We start from the raw sequence: 15048 nt of genomic DNA, 5'->3' as shown, positions 1-15048 counted from the left end.
GCTTTATCTTACCACTTTTCTATAGAAACCGTTGGTTTGCCTGACCACTTGCGCCACGGGAGTGACAGTGTCACAAAAATAATGACCGCATAGAGCATTGACCAACCTAAACAGATAAAAACCAGGGTGCAAATAACGAGAGCAATCATGGCTGTGTATCTCGATGTTCCGGTTAATAAGCGACAAGCTGCTAACATCGCGAGCATATAAACCAGAACAAAAATACTATTGGCGAGTTTAAGAAAGAATTCGAGGTCCAAGCTAGACAGCTCACCAATTACACACGAAACAAGCGCGATGAAGCCAATCGCTAAAGTTGGGTAGAGTGGTACACCACGGTTGTTGAGCTGGGCCATTTTACTGGTTGGGCTATGTTGGCGAGCTTGGGCCCAGATCATGCGAGACAAGCTTTGGGTATAAAGGTTTAGGCTCGCAAAGCAAGCAAAGAAACCAAGCACGCTGATGACCGTTTTGAAGCCATTACCAAACAGTTGTTCAGTTACCCAAGGGATAGAAGCGGCATCAAATTCAGAAGAACCATACGCCCCAAGCTTGAGAATAACCACTGAACAAGCCCAATACACCAAGCCTGCGACGAAACACCCTGCAATGATGGCGATTGGAAAGTCGCGCTGTGGATTCTTAAACTCCTCTCCCATGTGAGCAAAGGCTTCTATCCCCACAAAACACCAAAACATCACCGCTAATGCAGCCCCAATAGACCACATAGAATCGTATGAGATAACTGGAATCGCAACATCTGTTACGGTGATATCAGCTTTCCAAACAAAAGCGCTAACTAACGCAAAGATCGACAAGGCAATCACAGTTTGCAGACGACCAGAAGACTTACTGCCCATTAAATTGACGGCAATAAGTAGGGCTACCGTAAAGGACTGAGCACCAAGCGGTGTGTCGAGAGGCGAAGGTAACAGTTGTTGAGCAAAGCCGCCCGCTAATGCAATTGCAGCTGGAATGCCAACAGGAATAACACTCACAAACAACCATGCCACGCTTGTTTCTAATCGCTCGCTGAACGCTTGGCGTACAAAGTAGGCGGTACCTCCTGCATTAGGGTAGCGTTTTCCTAGTGCTGCGAAGGTTAGGGCGACCGGGCAAATGGCGATAAACAGCACTAACCATGCTAGTAGTGATAACTGACCCGCGATACCTGCAGCAATAGCGGGGATCATGAATAGCCCTGTGCCTAATAATGTCGTCGAGAGTTGCCCGATTCCTGAAGTGAGCGTGATTTCTTGTTTGAGTTGCGCCATTCGCTTTCCTTGCTGATACTACATTTCTTTTGCTAAGAGAGGGTTATGCAAAAAAAAGTGCGTTCAGTGCTTATTCCTAATTGTGATTGAAAGCATACAGTGTCGCTACTAATAATGCAGCTAGCAAAACGTCTTAAGATACTGCCACTTTAACGGTATTTATCCAGTTAAGCGTTAAAGTGTCTGCTGTTCTATCGAGAGAAATTGTGTCAAATTAGTAGGGATAAATAGAACGACAATGGAAGTCATCACAGGCATGGAACGTTTGAATCAAATTCGCGATCAGTTGCAAGGCTACTCAGACCTTCGTCACTTGATGACTCATACGGTTTTAACTGAGTTTTTTAATAAGCAAAATTTGTCTTTTAATCTATCGAAAGTCAACGTTAAGTCGTGCGTTAAGGTTGTCCATGTTAGGTAATATCAATCTAAATTTGTTACGCTCGCTGCATGTGCTTCTTGAAGAGTGCCATGTAAGCCGAGCCGCCCAGCGCCTGCACATTACGCAGTCAGCAGTGAGTCGCCAACTTGCGCAGCTGAGAGATTTGTGTGGTGACCCTTTGCTGGTTCGTGATGGTAATAAGCTAGTTCCTACCAACCGAGCTCTGTTGCTTAAAGGCAAGCTCGATGATCTTCTGAGTGAGTTTGATCACCTATTAGATGATAAACCCTTCGAGCCGCAAGACTGGCAGGGTGAATTGGTGTTGTCTTCAAGCGATTATGTTGCTCAGTATATTCTTCCTGTCATTGTCTCTGAAGTATCGGCTGAAGCACCGAATATCAATTTAGCTTACCGTTTGTGGCAACCAACCTACCTAGAAACACTGAGCGAATCAGGTATTCACTTGGCATCAAGTATGTTTCCTCAAAAACCGGATCATGTATCAAGTATCAAGCTTGGTGAAGATAAGTCGGTGTGCTTGATGAGAGCTTCCCATCCGTTGGCTAAGCAATTGGCCATAAGCTCAGCAGATATCGTGAAGTATTCGCACATTAAGGTTACCGGCGGCGGAGACAAAGACAGCTACGCGGACATAGCATTGAAGAAGCAAGGACTGAAGCGAAAAATAGCACTTCAGGTTCCGTTCTTTTCATCGGCTGGAACGGTATTGATGCAAGATGACTATCTGATGATTGTTCCGGAACATATAGCCTACAACCTAGGTAGACACCTCGACACGATTTACTTTTCTTTGCCATTTGATACGGAAATGCACACTTATTGGTTAATGTGGCACCCTAAGTATGACAACGATTCTGCTCATAAATGGGCGCGAGAAAAGGCATTCCAAGCCATGCAGAAGTCGAGCTACAATATCAGTATGATTTAAGATCATAAGTATGATGATAATCTTTGATTTCAAATAATACCTTCTGCGAATTATGGTAAGTATCAAGTATAGAGCGTTCAGTTGGAGCGCCTTGTTTTACTAGGAATGGAATGATGACAGTAACAATTTGGTTTTCTTTATTAGCTATTTGCTTGTTGGGTGCAATGTCTCCGGGCCCAAGCTTAGCGATGATCGCTAAGCACAGTTTGGCTGGTGGCCGTATCAATGGACTTATCGCAGCTTGGTCACACGCAGCTGGCATAGGTATTTACGCGTTCGCAACCATTGTCGGCTTGGCGGTGTTACTTGAACAATCGCCAATACTGTTTAAAGGGATCAGTTTGGCGGGGGCAGCGTACCTGCTTTATTTAGGTGTGAATGCGTTACGTTCAAAAGGTGGCGTTGCTGCGAAATTGGAAGCCGGCGAACAGATGAGCTACATGCAGTCTGCGCGCGAAGCTTTCTTGATCTCAATCTTGAGCCCTAAGATCGCTCTGTTCTTTATCGCTCTATTTAGCCAATTTGTTGCGTTAGGTAATGAACTTAGCAATCAAGTGATTATTGTCTCAACGCCACTGATTGTTGATGGCCTTTGGTACACTTTCATTACTTTGGTGCTATCTAGCCCGCTTATCGTAGAGCGCATTCGAGCAAAAGCACAGTTGATCGATCGATTGTCAGGAGTCGTTTTAGTTTTGCTGGCAGCTCGTGTGGTGTGGACTATATAGCGCTAAGATATATGTTGGAAAGAAACGATACCCATTAAAAAGGCTCACTAGACGTTATCTAGTGAGCCTTTCATATTCCTTATTGAGAGGCTTTTTAGCCTTCAGAATCCAGCACTGTATCAAGCTTAGCCATTGAATCCGCAAAGTAAGGATTGTAGGTTAGGCGAGCATGGTTTTTACCATCCTCAGTATATCCCCACGCTGAGTACCAGACTTCACTATTGTCGATACACTGCTGTTCAAAGCCTTCAGCTTGCCCGTTAGAGCAAATCTTCTCACTACCATTGATTCCGTAGTACGGGTTATTGGGTGAGAACAGTAACCCCATGTGGGAACCATTTGAAATACGTTGCTCTGGGATCTTCATGCTGTATTGAATGGCGCGAGGATCTTCAAGTGTGGCTTCCCCTAGCCAAATTAGCACATTGTTTGGATTTGGCATCGACTGAATAAACGCTTGCTGGACAAAGTTGGTGTCAATCACACTGTCGCCTTCACTCATCATGATAAACACAGGTTTGTCGAAGTGCTTCTTTTGTAGAGCTTCGCGAACCACTTCTGAGGTCTCGTAGTAAACGGCGGCACCGTTCATGGGCAATGAGTTATAACGCAGTATGTTGTCTTCAGGATCTTGATCCGCCCAAGTAACAAAATAACTTGCTAGACTAGCGTATTGCACGGCTGATGAGCTCGGCTGAAACGCAGGAGAGAACAGCAGTAACCCTGAGACTTTGGGATCATTCATCGCCTGTGAAGTCACTAGATTCGCGCCTGTTGAATAACCACCAAGCCAGACGGAATCATATTCTTGTTCAAGTAACTTAGTATGGTGAGCTACGACACCTTGCCAATCTTCTAAGCTTGGCTGCATTAAGTCGCCTACGCGGCTACCGTGGCCCGGAAGTAATAGCGTTCTCACTAGGTAGCCTTGTTCTGATAAATGCGTAGCAATGTCATTAAATGAGTAAGGGGAGTCACCTAGTCCATGAACTAATAACACCGCCTTTCCATTTGGAGAAGCCGGTTTATATTCTGTCGGGGAATTGAGTTGAATCTCAAGTTGCTTGTTTTCTGTCATGAACACACGGTTTTTCAGTAACCAATCTTGAGTGTCATTTACGTAGGCGTCAAAGCTGTCTTGCTGATATTCGGGTAAGTTTGGTGAGGTTTCGTAAGCTGGAGCGATGGTCTCGTTGGAACAACCAACGAGACTTAAAGTTGTTAGGGCGAGTAGCGTTAGAATGGTCTTGCTATGCATTTTTTAGTGTTGTCTCTGTCGTGTATTGTCTTGAAGCAAAAGCTTGGACTATTTTCTATTTGAAAGGTCTTCGTATTCACCTTCAATCACACCTGCATCACTGGTTGATGACTGACGAGTGTTCATATGAGCTGCGAAACCTTGTTTTTTCATTTGATTTTGAATGCGCTTGCCAGTAATTAAAGCTGCAATAGCCAAAGGAATAGCAAGAATCAAGCTTGTGAATAGCGCCAAAAGGCCAGTAAACAGTGCAACAATCGTAACTAATATATTTTTCATATTCATTCCTCTTTTCTCTATGTTGTTACTATATCGCTTCTATTCTGAACGAAACATGAACACCGTTAATTAATCTCAGAGAGTCACTATGACACGGGTGTGTGTAGATTGAGGGTTTATATGTAGTCATAATCACGCATTAAAAATATGGAATTTATTTTAGTTGCTTAAAATCAACAACTTAAAACTTGGCATGCTTGATGCTCTATAGGGTTTGGAATAAGTCACTGTAAGCAAAGTACTTACAGCTAATGAAAATTACTGGAGCCCTATATGTTCTGTATTCAATGTGAACAAACCATTCAAACCCCAACTGTAAAAGGTTGTTCTTTCGCACAAGGTATGTGTGGCAAAACTTCGGAAGTATCCGACCTTCAAGATGTGTTGGTGCATTCTCTCCAAGGTGTTTCTTTTTGGGCAAATTTAGGTCGCACTTGCGATGTTATTGATACTGAAATTGATGAGTGGGCGCCAAAAGCGTTTTTCGCAACATTAACCAACGTTAACTTCGATCCTGCTCGTATCATCGAATTTGCACAGCAATCTCACGAGTTTAAACAGCGTTTAGAGCAACAAGTTCGTGCAGCCGCGACCTTGATTGGTTTCGAAATTCCAACGCTTTCTCCTGCCGCGCAATTCGATCTTCCAACAGACTCTTCAGAGTTACTGGCCCTTGCGCCACAAGCAGCAGTTAACCGTGGTCACGACTCTCAACACGAAGATGTGATTGGTCTTCGTCTTCTTTGCCTATACGGTCTAAAGGGAGCAGCAGCTTACATGGAGCACGCTCGTGTTCTTGGCCAAACTGACAACGCTATTTTCGCTGAATACCATGAGATCATGGCGTTTCTAGGTACTGACCCTTCAGACCTAAAACAGTTGCTCGATACATCAATGCAGATTGGCTTGATGAACTACAGAGTCATGGAAATGCTGGATAAAGGTGAGACAGATACATTTGGTCACCCACAACCTACAACTGTGAACGTGAAGACTAAGAAAGGCCACTGTATTCTTGTTTCTGGCCACGACTTGCATGATCTAGAAAAGATCCTTCAACAAACTGAAGGCAAGGGCATCAATGTTTACACTAACGGTGAGATGCTACCTGCACACGGCTACCCTGAACTGAACAAGTACCCACACCTTGCTGGTAACTACGGCAGCGCTTGGCAGAACCAGCAAAAAGAGTTTGCGAACTTCCCTGGCGCGATTGTGATGACATCTAACTGCCTACTTAACCCAGATGTTGGTGCGTACGCTGATCGTCTGTTTACACGCAGCATTGTTGGCTGGCCGGGTGTTGCACACCTTGAAGGCGACGATTTCAGCGCAGTAATTGATTGTGCACTAGCCCAAGAAGGCTTCAAACACGACGAGATTGAGCAAATGATCACTGTCGGCTTTGGTCGCAATGCCCTGATGGAAGCAGCACCTGCGGTTGTTGAGCAAGTGAAAGAAGGCAATATCAAACACTTCTTCCTTGTGGGTGGTTGTGACGGTGATAAATCTGAGCGTAGCTACTACACAGATTTCACCGCTCAAGCACCAGAAGATTCAGTTATCCTAACGCTGGCATGTGGTAAATTCCGTTTCAATAAGAACCAATTCGGTGACATTAACGGTATTCCACGTCTGCTCGATGTTGGCCAATGCAACGATGCTTATTCAGCGATCCAGCTTGCACTTGCGCTGTCTCAAGAGTTTGATTGTGGCATTAACGAACTTCCGTTAACGCTGGTTTTATCTTGGTTTGAGCAAAAAGCGATCGTTATCTTGCTGACTCTGTTCGCACTGGGTGTGAAAGGCATTTACACAGGCCCAACAGCGCCTGCGTTCCTAACTGAAAACCTACTAAAGATTATTCAAGACGAGTTCGACATGCGTTCTATCTCAACGCCAGAGCAAGATCTTAAAACAATCTTAGCGGCTTAATGTAAGCCCACTCCTAAGCCCTGTTGTTGCTGTTCTCTTTGAACGTGCAGCGGCGGGGCTTTTTAGATTTAAATCTTCAGTCATTTAATCAATAAGTCATCAGCAAGGTGTGTGAACTATGTATGCATGGTCGGATAGCGATTCAATCAATTTAGTGTGTTTAAAGAAATGGCATGAGACGCCAGATACGGTCAGCGTCGAGCTTGGCAGTATTCCACAAGACCTACACTTCAATTTTAAGCCAGGCCAGTTCATCACGTTGGGCTTGGATATGCCGACAAAAACCGACTATCGCGCTTACTCGGTGGCTTCTTGTCCTGAAGATAATCGTTTAAAGCTGACAGTTAAGCGTGTTGAAGGCGGCTTGGTGTCTAACTTTATTGTCGATGAACTTGATGAAGGCGATGAGGTTTCCGTCTTAAAACCTGCTGGTGGCTTTAACTGTATTGATTGCATGCCTACTGCGGCGAAGAAGGTAACGCTAGTCAGCGCAGGTTGTGGTATTACACCGGTCATGGCAATGGTGAAATATTGGTTGTCTCAAGATAGTGAGATGGAGGTAGATTTCGTCCATATGGCGCGCAACAAGCTTGAGACTATCTATTTTGAAGAGCTTCACCAACTCGATAAAGCCTATGCTAATTTCAACCTAAAACTACTGCTGAAAGATAATCAAGGAACCACCGCGTCTCAAGGCCGATTGGATAAGAATTGGTTGGTGAAACTGAGCCCAGATATCTTAGACAGAACCGTTTATCTTTGCGGACCAGTTGGGTTCATGCAAGACATAGAAAGTTATCTAAAAGAACTAGACTTCAACATGGATAACTTCTATCAAGAAAGTTTCACGCCAGTTTCTAAAGACACTCAGCAAGCTTTAGAGGCGGACGTGAACAATGTTGAAGCGAATGATGGTGGTTCTGTAAAAGTCTTCGTACCTACATTTGGCAAAGAAGTGGAAGCTGAGTTTGGAACGCCATTAGCCGATGCATTAGAGCAAGCTGGTGTGCCAATCATCATTGCGTGTCGCAGTGGTATTTGTGGCTCGTGTAAATGCAAAGTAACCAAAGGTTCTGTGGAATCGAGCAGTCAAGAGACATTGACGTCAGAGCAGATAGAGCAGGGGTATGTACTGGCGTGTTCCAGCAAGATTCAATCCGATATTGAGGTTGAGTTGTAGCTATCTCATGCTGGCAATAATGAAACACGATTGGAATGAAGTTTTGTCCATGTGGCAGATATAACGTGTGACAGATATAAAAAGGCCACTTAGATCGTTAGAGAGACCAGATCTAAGTGGCAACCCTCTTGTTTATACGGGGGAGTAAAACAAAAGGGGTTGCGAAGCCCATAATAAGCCTCGCAGATATAGTTATTATGTTGTGGAGCTGGTTGCGCAGAATTAGTTACAAGCTCGAAGTTGTTTAAACTTCAGGGTAAGTCTTGTAGCGAACTCCCATCATTTGTTCCATACAGTGAACAACTTGGCAGCTGTAGCCAAATTCGTTGTCGTACCAAATGTACAGAACTGCGCGGTTGTCTTGCGCGATAGTTGCAACACCGTCAACGACGCCCGGGTGGCGAGAACCAACTAAGTCTGTTGATACAATTTCAGTCGAGTCGGTGTAATCAATTTGAGCTGACAAAGTAGAAGACAGTGCCATTTCACGAAGGTACGCGTTTAGCTCGTCTTTGTTGGTACCTTTCTCAAGGTTTAGGTTTGCTACTGCCATTGACACGTTTGGTGTCGGTACGCGAATCGCATTACCCGTTAGCTTACCTTCCATCTCTGGCATCGCTTTTGATACTGCTTTTGCCGCACCTGTCGATGTCAATACCATGTTCAATGAAGCAGCACGACCACGACGATCACCTGAGTGGAAATTGTCGATTAGGTTTTGATCATTGGTAAATGAGTGAACCGTTTCGATGTGACCCGATAGGACCCCAAATTTGTCATGAACGGCTTTCAATACCGGTGTAATCGCGTTGGTAGTACAGCTTGCTGCAGAGATAATCGTATCTTCTGGTTGAATAACATTTTCATTCACACCAAATACGACGTTCTTGATGTCGCCTTTACCTGGCGCAGTCAGTAGAACCTTCTTAGCACCGTTACATGCTACATGTTGGCTTAGGCCTTCAGCGTCACGCCATACACCTGTGTTATCAACCACAAGTGCATTCTCGATACCGTAAGCGGTGTAATCCACTTCTTCAGGCTTGTTTGCATAGATAACTTGGATGAAGTTACCGTTAACGATGATCGCTTTGCGTTCTTGGTCAACTACGATACTGCCGTTGAACTGGCCATGAACAGAGTCACGACGTAACAGGCTTGCGCGTTTTTCTAGGTCACCATCTTTACCGCCACGTACAACGATCGCACGTAAACGTAGTGGGTAGCCTGGGCCGCTTTTCTCGATCAATAGACGAGTCAGTAGGCGACCGATACGGCCGAAACCATAAAGAACAACGTCGCGAGGTTCTGTCATCGCATCGCCTTCAAGCGATTCCAAAAGGGCAGTTTGTAGGAAATCATTCAAACCCTGTGTGTCTTCGCGATCTTGCCAGAATGAATGTGCAAGGCGACCAACATCAATACGACATGGAGACAGGTCCATAGAGAGAAGGTGTTGAATGATTGGTTGAGTTTGTTCTGCTGTAAGAGGAGAACCAGTGTAACGTTTTGCGATGCGGTGAGCTTTGATGATGTCGATAGTTGTCGCGTTAACTAGGGTCTTACCAAAAAGAATAACTTCTACGCCTTTCTGACGGTATAACTGACCTAAAGTTGGAGCGATGGATTCAGCAATGGTTTGACTAGTTTGCCAATCTAGGAGGTGCTTTTCGGGACTCATCTTTACTCGGGACCTTTCACGTTAAGTTTCTGCATTCATGGCGGTTGTAGGGAAGCCAATCAGCATAGGGGATTGAGGCATCAGGCTGTGGTCTTTTAATGCCACTTAAATATGCTTGATATACCTTGTCTGTATTTGTAATTTTTATGTGGCAGGATTGTAAGTCACGACGGGTTATTCTGCTAGGAAAAATAAATGCAGATAGATTGGCTGTAAATTTATATAAATGCAGTAATAAACATGGCTTTTTCGAGAGGAAGCACTATTGACTTTAACAATCTGTAGCACTTATTTTTCGACAAAAAATACTCAAATCAAAATTATTTATGTAATACAGGTTACCTTGAACATTAAACATGTGATCGCTAACTCAAGTTACACGCAAATAGTAAACGATAAATAAGGTCATTAACGAGTTTTCTTGTTCTACGTTTGAATAAGCTGAGGTTGAATATGAAAAGTACATGATACGAACGATTAGATGTCACAAATTTAACCTAACCATCGGCTTTGTTGGTGTATAGAGTCATAACTTACAGCCTAGTTGAGCTGAGAAGCTAGTTTGCTCACTTGTTATTCGGGTGATAATAACTTGATAAGCCTCCTTTACTTAAATCTCATTTTTGTAGATCTTTCGTGCCTAGACCTCATTTATTCCAACCGTTTTGCTTTAGACCTCTTTATTTAACGTTAAACCTTCTACTTTAAAGCCCTATTATGGGGGGGCTAGGTGACTATAATTTGCCATTGTGGAGTCAGAGTATCGTTTGTTTGTATCTAATTTGATCAATAACTCCTAGTAATGTCCTACTCTTAACTTGGGTTCGTAAATTACTTTCGGGAAGGGAGTAGTTATATAAATGATAAACATGTCAATTAGATGGCGTCTTATTTTTCTTTCTACGGTTTCTGTATTCATCATGTTTGGGTTTGCAGTCAATGAGCTGTTAAAGAGCGACAAGACGGTGGCTCATCTTGAAGCAACACGTATGAGAGTAGAGGCGCTCCAATCTTTTAACGCTGTTTCAGGTGATGCTTATCAATGGATAGTTTTATCTAATGATATTCCTGAAAAAGGCCAATTGCTCGAAAAGCTCAACACTGAACTGGATAAGCTAGCTGAGTACGAAAAGCAACTTCAACGGTTTGATCCCAACTGGAGTGCCGAACCTCAGTTGATTGAACTTAAGAGTGCGTTAGGTAACCTTGTAGGAGTAGGATCAAAGCAAAGTGACGAAGAAAGGTTACTACTGACAGAGCGTGTCTTTAGCTTGCTGCAAGGCGTGTTAATGGATCTCTCTAAATATCGTATCGCTTTAATGGATGCAAAGATCAGTGATACTGATGCGATGTTTGTCAATCTTACTAACTACATGTTTTGGATTCAGAAAGAAGCATGGTTAAGTTATCGCTTATATCGATCCCCAAATCAGAAAAGCCAATATTTTCTGAGTTATGTCGGTACTTTGGAAAGGCAGCAGCAGTTATTAGACACACTTTTTCGATCAGGGAGTCATGCAACGGAAACTGAGAAATTGTTGAACGCTTTCTACAAAGAGAACGTTCAGGACAATTTCACCGCTCGGATCCTGGAAGGAACCTTCTCCTCACCGGAAATATATGATCATATCAAAAGTTTAGAGTTAAAGGAGCAAACCATTTCAAAAGCGGTTGGTGCTTTTACTGAACAACTTCAATCTGAACTAACAAAAAATATTACTCTGCAGCAAAGGCAAACGCTGATCATGGCATCCTTGATTCTCGTCGTTTCAGGTGTTTTGTTATGGTTGGGTATAGCGACATCTATACGTTTAAATAAAAACCTATCGCTTATCCTAAAAGGGGGATCTGAGTGTGCTGATAGCTATGGTAAGCCCAAGGTTATTCAAATTGAAGGGAACGATGAATTAGCTCAGTTCACTGAAACCTTAAATCGAGTGATGGAACGCAATTATCAACACAACAAGGAATTGATAGAAGCAAAAGAAGATGCAATTTCAGCAAATAAAGCGAAAAGCGCATTCTTAGCGAACATGTCCCATGAAATACGTACACCGCTCAACGGGATTATCGGTATGACTGAGATTTTATCTCAAAGTCAGTTGAATGCGAATCAGCAAGAAGTGTTAGGAGATATTGAGTCGTCTTCACATTCACTATTGGTGCTACTTAATGAGATTCTCGATCTTTCTAAAATAGAGTCGGGTAACTTAATGTTGTCGCCACATAATGCAGATCTACGAGAATCGGTTTATGACTCCGTGAGTGTGGTTTTGTCGAAAGCGATAAGTAAAGATATTGAACTCGACATCAATATTGACTCTCACATTCCATCAAAACTGTTTTTTGATGAATACCGTGTTAAGCAAGTACTGACCAATTTGTTGTCTAACGCCATCAAGTTTACTTCAAAGGGAACGATCACCACGGACATCGTTTATACACAGGTGTCTTTGGATAGAGGAAAGGTTGAATGCAGTGTGACTGATACAGGGGTCGGGATTGAGTCGGAGAAGCTGGAGTCCATTTTTGAACCGTTTACCCAAGAAGATGGCAGTATTACTCGACAATTCGGTGGTACAGGTCTGGGCCTTGCTATTTGTCGACAGCTTGTTGATTTGATGGACGGGTACATTACTGCGCGTTCGGTTAAAGGAGAAGGGGCGACGTTCACTTTTTGTCTGTATGTCGACATTGTCGATACTCACGTTCAGACCTTCGATAATTTAAGCTGCGCGACTATTATCTCGAACTCTTTCAATTACCTAGATCAACTTGTTAAAGAGTGTGAACGATTAAATATTCGACCAAATGTAGTTTCATCCATGTCGGCCCTTGATGACAGCCTCAAAGAAAGCGACTTTATCCTTTATTGTCATACGTTGTATCACTCTATGGAGAATGATCTTGCAGAGTTGAAAGCGTTATACCCTCTTACTCGCGTCATTGTATGTCAGCATCATCTATTTAAAACGAACCTAATAACAGAGTCGGTCCACTCAACTCATACATTACCATTCTTGGGTCAACGATTCTTAAACAGTTTGCAATCTCTAGATATCGGTGGAGAACAAGTACGGCAAGTTGAACCAAATGATAAAGAAGTTCGTTCTTTGAATAGACGCATTTTGATTGTGGAAGACAACCTGATGAATCAGAAAATAGCGAGCTTCTTCCTTGAGCAAGCGGGCTATGAATACTTGATTGCCAGCAATGGGCAAGAAGCGTTGGATGTGATAACTCAAGGTGCCCAGTTTGATGCAATCTTAATGGACTGTATGATGCCCGTCATGGATGGGATAACAGCGACCAAGGCGATTAGAGAGTGGGAACTCGACCAAGAAGCGATACCTTTACCAATTATTGCCTTAACTGCTAGCGTATTAGAAGAGGACATTAAAGACTGCTTTGAAGCCGGTATGAATGCTTACCTGGCGAAGCCTTATAAATCTCATCAACTGTACGACCTTTTCAGTAGCTTAGATATCGTCTAGCGATGTCGTATTTTGTGTTTTACGTACAAAAAACCCACTTATACGGAGTATTAAGTGGGTTACTAACATTATTGCAAATTCATTAACTAGGTTAAATTACTTTTTACCTTGAGTTTGCTTATCTTCTTCTGTTAGTTCACGGATGCGGCGGCTGATGTCACGACGAGCTTTAGAAATTTCTGCGCTCTTAATGATGTGGTCATCAACGCGGTCTTCGTAGTCAGCTTTCATGTTTTTGATAATGCCTAGGATTTCGTCATGAGTCATCTCTGGCTTGATGTAATCAAGTAGGTTATCAAGAAGGTCGACACGCTTGCGGTTGTCACGAACTTTCTTTTCGTTGTCTAAAAGTTCACGCTTAAGTTTGTTCTTACGTCGTGCTTGGTTAACAATTTCAAATACGCTGCTCATAGATTCCTTTTCCTAATCGTCAAATACATTGTCTGGTTCTGATTAAAGCATATCAATTGATGTTGTAACAGTCTTTAGATCAAAGCAAAAGTAAGGTTGTATAATTATTCGGCACTCTCGCTGATGTGTGATTGTTTTTATCTCACCGTTCAAGTTAGTATCCCTGTAGATACTGCATTGATACGACATGTGAAATGAATCAACAACAATTGGAAAACGAAGATTTGGATGACAATGTCACTGAATTTTCAGCAGAGCAAAATAAGCTTCGTGATGCGTACGTACAAGAGCGAACTTACTTGGAAGTTGTGGAAATAGAGTTAAACCGCTCTAAAATCATATTGATTGATGAGCAAGGTAGAAAGAAAAGAGTACCTATTCTGTCTGAGCACTAGTCTTCAGTGACTGAATGGTTAGGTGTAGAGATGGAATTATCAAAAATAATAAAAAGGAAAAACGATGAACACAGTACTTTCCCCAATTGAAGCAAGAATCATTGGGTGTTTGATCGAGAAAGAAGTCACGACTCCTGATCACTATCCACTCACGTTGAATAGCTTAACTGCGGCTTGTAATCAAAAGAGTAATCGTGATCCGGTTCTTTCGGTGTCAGAGTCAGACGTTTTGGATGCGGTTGATGGTTTGATCTCGCGTCGTATGGTGAGTGATGAAAGCAGCTTCAATAGTCGTGTAAACAAATATCAACATCGCTTCTGCAATACCGAATTTGGTGATTTACAATTTACAGAGCAAGAACGCGCGATCATTTGTTGTATGCTGCTTCGTGGCGCGCAGACACCGGGTGAGCTTCGTACTCGAACTGGTCGTCTAGCGAATTTCGGTGACGTGAAAGAGGTGGAAGCGACTCTAGAGAAGCTAGCAGCACGAGAAGCGGGTGCGTTAGTCGTTAAGCTACCTCGTGAAGCTGGTAAGCGTGAATCACGCTATCAACATTTGTTAAGCGGTGAGGTGGATGTTGATGCGTTTGCGACGGCACCTGTGGGTACGGCTACTCCATCGGCGACTAACGAAAAACTTGAAGAACTCGAGTTAGAGGTTGCAAGCCTGCGCGCAGAAGTCGCAGAGTTAAAAGAGTTAATTGAATCACTGATATAGATGTCAGTTTTTAATAAAGATACGGATTGGGTCGTCTACCTGATCCGTAACAGACACAATGCGCTCTATTGTGGTGTTACTAATAATTTGGCACGTCGCTTTGAACTGCATCAACAAGGTAAAGGGGCAAAAGCGCTGAAAGGCAAAGGGCCACTGTCACTAGTGTGGAGTTTTAATGTCGACTCAAAAAGCCAGGCATTAAAAACCGAATACGCGATCAAACAACTCCCCAAATACCGCAAAGAAAAGTTGGTATCACTCGAGCTAACCATTGAGTGGCAAGAGGAGACAATTCAATATATCAAAGTTTCATAATTAATAGCTAAAATTTCCACTCGTAATCAGCTTTCATGATCGATAT

Annotated in this window: 13 protein-coding genes; 8 read left to right on the top strand and 5 right to left on the bottom strand. The window is 43.1% G+C overall.

Annotated elements, in window-relative coordinates:
- Positions 1-8: 8 nt before the first annotated feature.
- Positions 9-1274, bottom strand: coding sequence for an L-methionine/branched-chain amino acid transporter (gene yjeH, locus OCU50_RS16800; protein WP_060469472.1), 1266 nt, complete (start codon positions 1272-1274; stop codon positions 9-11).
- A 410-nt stretch (positions 1275-1684) separates the two neighbouring features.
- Between yjeH and OCU50_RS16795 the strand changes: the two genes are divergently transcribed.
- Both OCU50_RS16795 and OCU50_RS16790 read left to right on the top strand, forming a co-directional pair.
- The gene (locus OCU50_RS16795; RefSeq protein ID WP_060469474.1) at positions 1685-2605 is read left to right on the top strand and encodes a LysR family transcriptional regulator; all 921 of its coding nucleotides are present in this window, start codon (positions 1685-1687) and stop codon (positions 2603-2605) included.
- 113 nt (positions 2606-2718) lie between these two features.
- Positions 2719-3333 carry a LysE family translocator gene (locus tag OCU50_RS16790; RefSeq protein ID WP_017058685.1) on the top strand — a complete coding sequence of 205 codons (615 nt, stop codon included), beginning with the start codon at positions 2719-2721 and terminating at the stop codon, positions 3331-3333.
- A gap of 94 nt (positions 3334-3427) precedes the next feature.
- Here OCU50_RS16790 and OCU50_RS16785 read toward each other — a convergent pair whose 3' ends face one another.
- Together OCU50_RS16785 and OCU50_RS16780 are read right to left on the bottom strand one after the other, a co-directional pair.
- Entirely contained in the window at positions 3428-4591 is a 1164-nt protein-coding gene (locus OCU50_RS16785; RefSeq protein ID WP_060469475.1) for an alpha/beta hydrolase, read from the bottom strand.
- 48 nt (positions 4592-4639) lie between these two features.
- On the bottom strand, positions 4640-4870 hold the full coding sequence (locus OCU50_RS16780; RefSeq protein WP_017630489.1) for a hypothetical protein: 231 nt from the start codon (positions 4868-4870) through the stop codon (positions 4640-4642).
- Positions 4871-5143: 273 nt separating this feature from the next.
- On the opposite strand from OCU50_RS16780, the gene hcp reads away from it, so the two are divergent.
- Positions 5144-6805 carry a hydroxylamine reductase gene (gene hcp / locus OCU50_RS16775; protein ID WP_060469476.1) on the top strand — a complete coding sequence of 554 codons (1662 nt, stop codon included), beginning with the start codon at positions 5144-5146 and terminating at the stop codon, positions 6803-6805.
- Positions 6806-6923: 118 nt separating this feature from the next.
- On the top strand, positions 6924-7985 hold the full coding sequence (locus OCU50_RS16770) for an FAD-binding oxidoreductase (RefSeq protein ID WP_060469477.1): 1062 nt from the start codon (positions 6924-6926) through the stop codon (positions 7983-7985).
- A gap of 244 nt (positions 7986-8229) precedes the next feature.
- Here OCU50_RS16770 and OCU50_RS16765 read toward each other — a convergent pair whose 3' ends face one another.
- Complete coding sequence (locus tag OCU50_RS16765) at positions 8230-9666, bottom strand: glyceraldehyde-3-phosphate dehydrogenase (protein ID WP_060469478.1); 1437 nt, start codon at positions 9664-9666, stop codon at positions 8230-8232.
- A 920-nt stretch (positions 9667-10586) separates the two neighbouring features.
- On the opposite strand from OCU50_RS16765, the gene OCU50_RS16760 reads away from it, so the two are divergent.
- Positions 10587-13160, top strand: a complete 2574-nt coding sequence (locus OCU50_RS16760) for a hybrid sensor histidine kinase/response regulator (protein ID WP_060469574.1) — start codon at positions 10587-10589, stop codon at positions 13158-13160.
- Positions 13161-13256: 96 nt separating this feature from the next.
- Here the strand turns inward: OCU50_RS16760 and OCU50_RS16755 are convergent, their stop codons facing one another.
- On the bottom strand, positions 13257-13571 hold the full coding sequence (locus OCU50_RS16755) for a DUF496 family protein (protein ID WP_004730049.1): 315 nt from the start codon (positions 13569-13571) through the stop codon (positions 13257-13259).
- Positions 13572-13765: 194 nt separating this feature from the next.
- Here OCU50_RS16755 and OCU50_RS16750 point away from each other — a divergent pair, with 194 nt between their 5' ends.
- The 3 genes from OCU50_RS16750 (at position 13766) to OCU50_RS16740 (ending at position 15002) form a co-directional block, all read left to right on the top strand.
- Positions 13766-13966, top strand: coding sequence for a hypothetical protein (locus OCU50_RS16750; protein ID WP_017058678.1), 201 nt, complete (start codon positions 13766-13768; stop codon positions 13964-13966).
- A gap of 64 nt (positions 13967-14030) precedes the next feature.
- Positions 14031-14687: a YceH family protein gene (locus OCU50_RS16745; RefSeq protein ID WP_060469479.1), complete on the top strand. Its 657-nt coding sequence runs from the start codon at positions 14031-14033 to the stop codon at positions 14685-14687.
- Positions 14688-15002, top strand: coding sequence for a GIY-YIG nuclease family protein (locus OCU50_RS16740; RefSeq protein ID WP_060469480.1), 315 nt, complete (start codon positions 14688-14690; stop codon positions 15000-15002). It abuts the gene before it with no gap.
- Positions 15003-15048 lie beyond the last annotated feature (46 nt).

Origin of the sequence: Vibrio toranzoniae, assembly GCF_024347655.1 — a bacterium.
In the GTDB taxonomy this organism is placed as follows: domain Bacteria; phylum Pseudomonadota; class Gammaproteobacteria; order Enterobacterales; family Vibrionaceae; genus Vibrio; species Vibrio toranzoniae.
This window is presented reverse-complemented; position numbering and strand designations above follow the sequence as displayed.